Consider the following 3,014-nt stretch of genomic DNA (forward strand, 5'->3'; position numbering starts at 1 on the left):
CGGCGATGTCGGGGCATCGCGCGGCGGTGGCCTGGACCGACGCCCCGCGCCCGGTGTCGGCGGGCCAGCTGTTGGCCGAGCGCGCCCTGGCCGGGGACACCGAGGCCCGCCGGATTCTGCGCATCGACGTGTTTCAGGCCCTGGAGCGGGCGGGCGGCTCGCTTTTGAACACAGTGGACACCTTCATCGCCACCGGCGGGGTCCTGGAGGCCACCGCCCGCAACCTCTTCGTCCACCCCAACACGATCCGCTATAGGATGCGTCGCGTGGCCGAGGTGACCGGTTTCTCCCCCTTTGTCTCCCATGAGGCGTTCACGCTGCGTGTGGCCTTGGTCATAGGCCGCCTGGACCCCACCCGGGACCTGATTCGTTAGCCCAGCTCATCAGCGCGATTTAGAGGGTTCCTCCAAAAATTTTCATCAGATATCGTGAGTGGTGATCATCCATTTTCCGCTGAAGATCGGCGACAGTCTTAAACGTGCTTGCACTTCTCGCCCCCGGGCAGGGCTCCCAAAAACCCGGATTTCTCTCGTCCTGGCTGGAGCTTCCCGGCGCCCGTGAGCGCCTGCGCGGCTGGTCGGACCTGATCGGCATCGACCTGGTGCACCTGGGAACCGAGGCCGACGCCGAGGCGATCACCGACACCGCCGTCACCCAGCCCCTGCTGGTGGCCGCCACGCTGCTGGCCGCCGAGCACCTGCGGCTGGACGGCGTCGACCTGGTCGCCGGGCACTCGGTGGGCGAGATCGGCGCCGCGCGGCTGGCCGGGGTGCTCGACGCCGACTCCGCCATCCAGCTGGCCGCCGTGCGCGGCCGCGAGATGGCCGCCGCCTGCGCCATCACCCCCACCGGGATGTCCGCCGTGTTGGGCGGCGACGCCGACGAGGTGCGCGCGGCCATCGAGGCCGCCGGTGCCTACCCGGCCAACATCAACGGCGCGGGCCAGATCGTGGCCGCCGGTTCGCACGAGGCGCTCGGCAGGCTCGCCGACGCCCCGCCCGCGGGGGCCCGGGTGCGCCCCCTGTCGGTGGCCGGCGCCTTCCACACCCCGTACATGCAGCCCGCCGGCGACAACCTGGCGTCCTTCGCCAAGACCCTCAACCCCGGCGAGCCGCGCCGCACCTGGCTGTCCAACGCGGACGGCCGGCCGATGGACTCGGGCGCCGCGGCCCTGGACCGCCTGGTGGCCCAGGTGACCACCTCGGTGCGCTGGGACGAGTGCATGGACGCGATGACGCGGCGCGGTGTCACCGCCGTCATCGAGCTTCCCCCGGCGGGCACCCTCGCCGGGCTCGCCAAGCGCGCCATGTCCGGTGTGGAGATCGTGAAGCTGAACTCCCCCGACGACCTGGACGCCGCCCGAGACCTCATCAATCGCCACAACCCGGAAGGCCAGGAATGAGCATCACCGGTACCCGCGTCATCGGCGTCGGCCACTATCAACCGTCCAAGGTGCTCACCAACGAGGACCTGGCCCAGATGGTCGACACCAACGACGAATGGATCCAGTCGCGGGTCGGCATCCGGGAGCGCCGGATCGCCGAGGACGAGACGGTCGCCGACATGGCCACCCTCGCCGCCGAGAAGGCACTGGCCGCATCGGATCTGCGAGCCTCCGACATCGACCTGGTCGTGGTGGCCACGTGCAGCGCCGTGGACCGGGTGCCCAACACCGCCTGCCGGGTCGCCGACCGCCTCGGCGTCGGCTCGCCGGCCGGGTACGACATCAACACCGCCTGCTCGGGTTTCAGCTACGCGCTGGCCACCGCCGACCACGCCATCCGCTGCGGCTCGGCGACCAAGGCGATCGTCATCGGCGTGGAGAAGCTGAGCGACTGGACCGACTGGACCGACCGCTCCACCTGCATCCTGTTCGGCGACGCCGCGGGCGCGGTGGTGATCACCGGTACCGAGGGCGACGAGGAGCCCGGCATCGGCCCGGTGGTGTGGGGCTCGGTGCCCGAGATGAGCGACGTGGTCCGCATCGAGGCCAGCCACCCGTACATCGCCCAGGAGGGACAGACCGTGTTCCGCTGGGCCATCACCGCCCTGGCGCCGCTGGCCCGCAAGGCCGCCGAGGCCGCCGGCGTGGACATGGACGACATCGCCGCCTTCGTGGCGCACCAGGCGAACCTGCGCATCATCGAGGGCATCGCCAAGAAGCTGAAGGCCCCCAACGCGATCATCGCCTCCGACATCGTGGAGTCCGGGAACACCTCGGCGGCCTCGGTTCCGCTGGCATTGTCCAAATTGATTGACAACGGCGAGCTCAAGACCGGTGCGCCGGTGTTGCTGTTCGGCTTTGGCGGTGGACTGACCTATGCCGGTCAGGTCATCCGCTGTCCCTGAATATCCAAATAACCGAAAGGAATACACACATGAGCTCACGCGAAGAGATCCGCGACGGTCTGGCCGACATCCTCGAGGAGGTCGCCGGGGTCGAGCCCGCCGACGCCACCGAGGAGAAGAGCTTCACCGACGACCTCGACGTGGACTCCCTGTCCATGGTGGAGGTCGTGGTGGCCGCCGAGGAGAAGTTCGGAGTGAAGATCCCCGACGACGACGTCCAGGAACTCAAGACCGTCGGCGACGCCGTTTCCTACATCGAAAAGGCCCAGAAGTAACGTGACTGAAGTTGTCGTAACGGGGCTCGGCGCGACCACGCCGCTGGGTGGCGACGTGGCGTCCACCTGGCGCGCGATGCTCGACGGTGCCTCCGGCGTTTCGGCCCTGACCGACGATTGGGCGACCGAACTGCCGGCCCGCATCGCCGCGCGACTGGCCGAGGACCCCGGCGAGAAGATCTCCCGTGTGCGGCAGCGGCGGCTGGACCGCAGCGAGCAGGTCGCGATCATCGCGGCCACCGAGGCATACGCCGACGCCGGTCTCACGGATTCCGACATGGACACCGAGCGGCTCGGCGTGTGCTTCGGCAGCGGCATCGGCGGTGCGAAGACCCTCCTGGACCAGGACGACATTCTGGAGGCCCACGGTCCGCGCCGCGTGTCGCCGCA

At 69.4% G+C, this 3,014-nt stretch carries 4 protein-coding genes and 1 pseudogene; all 5 read left to right on the forward strand.

The features are described 5' to 3' along the window. Window positions 1-374 (forward strand): PucR family transcriptional regulator (locus VE172_RS16980; protein WP_324803132.1); only part of this gene is annotated, 374 nt, incomplete at its 5' end. A 104-nt stretch (window positions 375-478) separates the two neighbouring features. After that, window positions 479-1,399: pseudogene (locus VE172_RS16985) on the forward strand (ACP S-malonyltransferase); the annotation flags it as partial. 5 nt (window positions 1,400-1,404) lie between these two features. Further along, entirely contained in the window at window positions 1,405-2,349 is a 945-nt protein-coding gene (locus VE172_RS16990) for a beta-ketoacyl-ACP synthase III (RefSeq protein ID WP_349258426.1), read from the forward strand. Between the two features lie 29 nt (window positions 2,350-2,378). After that, entirely contained in the window at window positions 2,379-2,624 is a 246-nt protein-coding gene (locus VE172_RS16995; RefSeq protein ID WP_324803135.1) for an acyl carrier protein, read from the forward strand. A 1-nt stretch (window position 2,625) separates the two neighbouring features. After that, on the forward strand, window positions 2,626-3,014 hold a 389-nt coding region (locus VE172_RS17000; protein WP_324803136.1), incomplete at its 3' end, for a beta-ketoacyl synthase N-terminal-like domain-containing protein.

Origin of the sequence: Stackebrandtia sp. (genome assembly GCF_035643755.1) — a bacterium.
In the GTDB taxonomy this organism is placed as follows: Bacteria; Actinomycetota; Actinomycetes; order Mycobacteriales; family Micromonosporaceae; genus Stackebrandtia.